Here is a 3,112-nt window from a genome sequence, read left to right as displayed (position 1 = left end):
TGGTAGCTCAATAAGGAGGTGATTAAGTATGCATAATCGACTCATTGCAATCATTGGCGCAGGGGTGATGGGGTGCGCCACAGCACTGGATGTCGCGAGGGCTGGCTATCGTGTAATTTTGCAGGATATTTCGGCGTCGGTCATCGAACACGCCCCTGATGTTATACGTCGTGAATATCGTTCAGCTTGCTTTCTGAAGCAAGGGTATGGTCAGGTGCCTCTGGATCAGATCATGGAACGAATCTCGTTCCAGACACAAGATGAAGGTGTGGAAGAGGCAAGTATCATTATTGAAAATGTAACCGAGAACCTGGAGTTGAAAAAGGAAGTTTACGCACGACTATACCACAAGGCTCGTCCGGATGCTTTATTTGCGCTAAATACAAGCTGTATTTCCGTGACAAAGCTCGCTTCATTTTTGCCTGACCCAGGTCGAGTCATTGGGGTGCATCTGATGAATCCGGTTCCCGTTAAATCCATGGTGGAGGTGATCAAAGGACATCATACAACACAGGGTACGGAACATGAGATGGTAGCGTTTTTGGAAACTCTTGATAAAAGTCCAGTTGTCATAGAGGATTTGCCCGGGTTTGTCTCTAATCGCCTCTCGCACTTGTTAATGAATGAAGCGGCGTACATTGTACAGGATGGGATCGCTACACCCGAGCAGGTGGACGCCATTATGAAGAAGGGCTTCAATTATCAGATGGGGCCGCTGGAGACGGCGGATTTGATTGGTCTGGATACGGTCGTGCATTCATTGAAAGTATTGTACGACAGCTTTCAGGATCCCAAATTCCGATGCTGTCCGATGTTGCAGAAAATGGTTGATGCAGGACAGTGGGGGCGGAAGACAGGTCAAGGATTCTATGCCTACTAAGATGAAGGGTGGCATGACCATGGAAAAGCTCAAAGATATCAAGTGTATCGTTTGGGATCTGGACCACACCATATGGGATGGGGTTTTACTTGAATCTTCAGATGTGCAACTGAAGCCGGGCTTAAAGGAGGTGATTGAAAAACTGGACCAGCGAGGTATTTTGCATTCTGTTGCCAGTAAAAATGATGCAGAGCTGGCTTGGGCGAAATTAAATGAACTGGGCATCGCCGAATATTTTCTGTATCCCGAAATCCATTGGGATGCGAAGTCCGTCTCTGTTCAGCGGATTCAGCAGAACATGAATATCGGCATGGATGCCATTCTGTTTGTGGATGATCAACCTTTTGAACTGGAGGAAGTACAAAGTGTACATGCTGACATCCAGATACTTCATGCGGATCAATATGAAACCATGCTTGATGACCCAAGGCTGATGCCCCGGTTCATTACAGCCGACTCTGCGTGCAGAAGGCAGATGTATCAGGCGGATACACTCCGTAAACAGGCTGAGGAACAGTATGAAGGACCTTCAGAACAATTTCTGGCTACGCTTGGCATGAAATTCGCGATCTACGAGGCTACTGAGGATGATCTTCAACGTGCAGAGGAACTTACCGTCCGCACCAATCAGCTAAACGCAACGGGAATTACCTACAGTTATGAGGAGCTGCATCAACTGATGACCTCGCAGGACCATTTGTTATTGGTGTGTGAACTCGAAGACAAATACGGGACGTATGGCAAAATTGGGCTCGCACTTATTCACATGCAGCAGAAGGTATGGCGGCTAAACATGCTTCTGATGTCTTGCAGAGTGATGTCCAGAGGAGCAGGGAGTGTACTGCTAACGTATATCATGCGTGAAGCTCAGAAGCAGGGCAAACAGATGCTTGCGGACTTCAGGGATACCGGAAGGAACCGGATGATGAATATCAGCTATCGCTTTGCCGGTTTCAAGCAGCAATCTGCAGATCAGGAAGGAAGAGTACTGTTTTATCATGATTTGCAGCAGGCTGTAGAGTTTCCAGATTACATTGAGGTTTTTGTGCCCGAGGGGCAACATCAATAACAAGGGGGAAGGGCAGTGGATTATCGTCAGGAAATTCGGGAGTTTATCGGGAACAACCTCACCATGGATCATGAGGATACTCAAATTAATGATAATGACAATTATTTTGAGCAGCGGTTCGTCAATTCGCTCTTTGCTATGCGTTTGGTGGACTTTGTAGAGCGTAGATTCCAGATTGAGATAGCAAATGAAGATCTGGATTTGGCTAATTTCTGCACGATTAACCGTTTGCATGATCTTATTGAGAGAAAGTTGACTGAGAAGGAGGCGGCACTATGATTACAGCTAATCAGGCATCCATTCGTCCAGTCACAAGTCCGGCAACCAGCCCGTCCAACAAATATATGTATTTGTTTTTGGGAATTTCCTTTGGCACATGTTATGGAATCGCAAGTTTGTTCATGTTCTTTGCGGATTTTATTGTACCCATAACAGGTGAGTTAACCTTGATGCATCCCCTTGCGATCGTTGCTCTGTATTCACCTTCCATTGCCGGATTAATTACATGTTATGTGATGGGCGGCACGGAAGCATTAAAAGGAATGTTTATGAAGCTGGTTCCGCGCAGACAGGACCTGTTCTGGATACCGCTCATTATTGGAATTTCCATCATCTTTGCATCAACAATGCACTTTGGTTCCTTGTTATTCGGCATACCGGTCCCTGAGTTGACATATAGTGTACCTGAAATGATCTGGTTGGGGATTGTGAATCTGATCAAGGAGACGGGGCTGATTGGTGGGCTGTTTGGCTGGATCGGATTTTTGCTTCCATTCTTGCAAGGGAAGTTAAAAAGTAATATAACAAGTGGTCTGATTACCGGCCTGTTGTTCGGATTATGGGTGCTTCCGGGATACTTGATTTCCTCTTTTGGCACCTCAACCACTTACATATACTACGTTGTTCAGCTTATGGCATTTATCGTGTTCCAAAGTTATATCTTCAATGCAACCAAAGGTACACTTCTGTTTTATCTGCTTGCATTCTGGCTTGTAGCCACAGGAAGTCAAATTGATTTGTACTACTTTAATCCGCAAGTTCAAATTATGCAATTCTTCTTTTTTGCAATATCGGCTATTGTCATACATGTCATCTTCAAGCGTAAAAATGTGGATACTTCACTTCAGACATTCCCTGCATATGTTCTGGAAAGAAAGTAAGCC

At 45.3% G+C, this 3,112-nt stretch carries 4 protein-coding genes; all 4 read left to right on the top strand.

The window, feature by feature from the left end; translation table 11 throughout:
• Window positions 1-28 precede the first annotated feature (28 nt).
• Genes AC1S8V_RS21440 through AC1S8V_RS21425 form a run of 4 tightly spaced genes read left to right on the top strand, consistent with a single transcriptional unit; the run spans window position 29 to window position 3,109 of the window.
• Complete coding sequence (locus AC1S8V_RS21440) at window positions 29-880, top strand: 3-hydroxyacyl-CoA dehydrogenase family protein (protein ID WP_482070661.1); 852 nt, start codon at window positions 29-31, stop codon at window positions 878-880.
• Window positions 870-1,949 carry an HAD-IIIC family phosphatase gene (locus AC1S8V_RS21435; protein ID WP_482070660.1) on the top strand — a complete coding sequence of 360 codons (1,080 nt, stop codon included), beginning with the start codon at window positions 870-872 and terminating at the stop codon, window positions 1,947-1,949. The genes AC1S8V_RS21440 and AC1S8V_RS21435 overlap by 11 nt, the downstream gene beginning before the upstream one ends.
• Window positions 1,950-1,964: 15 nt before the next feature.
• A complete protein-coding gene (locus AC1S8V_RS21430; RefSeq protein ID WP_017687156.1) occupies window positions 1,965-2,228 on the top strand; it encodes an acyl carrier protein in 264 nt (87 codons plus the stop codon).
• Window positions 2,225-3,109 carry a hypothetical protein gene (locus AC1S8V_RS21425; RefSeq protein ID WP_482070659.1) on the top strand — a complete coding sequence of 295 codons (885 nt, stop codon included), beginning with the start codon at window positions 2,225-2,227 and terminating at the stop codon, window positions 3,107-3,109. The genes AC1S8V_RS21430 and AC1S8V_RS21425 overlap by 4 nt, the downstream gene beginning before the upstream one ends.
• The last annotated feature ends 3 nt before the right edge of the window (window positions 3,110-3,112 follow it).

The sequence above is a fragment of the Paenibacillus sp. B46(2026) genome (genome assembly GCF_056786355.1).
Note: the sequence above shows the minus strand (reverse complement) of the source record. Positions and strands in the feature narration are given on the sequence as shown.

Excerpts from the sequence above, each read along its gene's own strand:
- AC1S8V_RS21435 (WP_482070660.1), top strand. The coding sequence starts at position 870 with ATGCCTACTAAGATGAAGGGTGGCATGACCATGGAAAAGCTCAAAGAT.
- AC1S8V_RS21425 (WP_482070659.1), top strand. The coding sequence starts at position 2,225 with ATGATTACAGCTAATCAGGCATCCATTCGTCCAGTCACAAGTCCGGCA.
- AC1S8V_RS21440 (WP_482070661.1), top strand. The coding sequence starts at position 29 with ATGCATAATCGACTCATTGCAATCATTGGCGCAGGGGTGATGGGGTGC.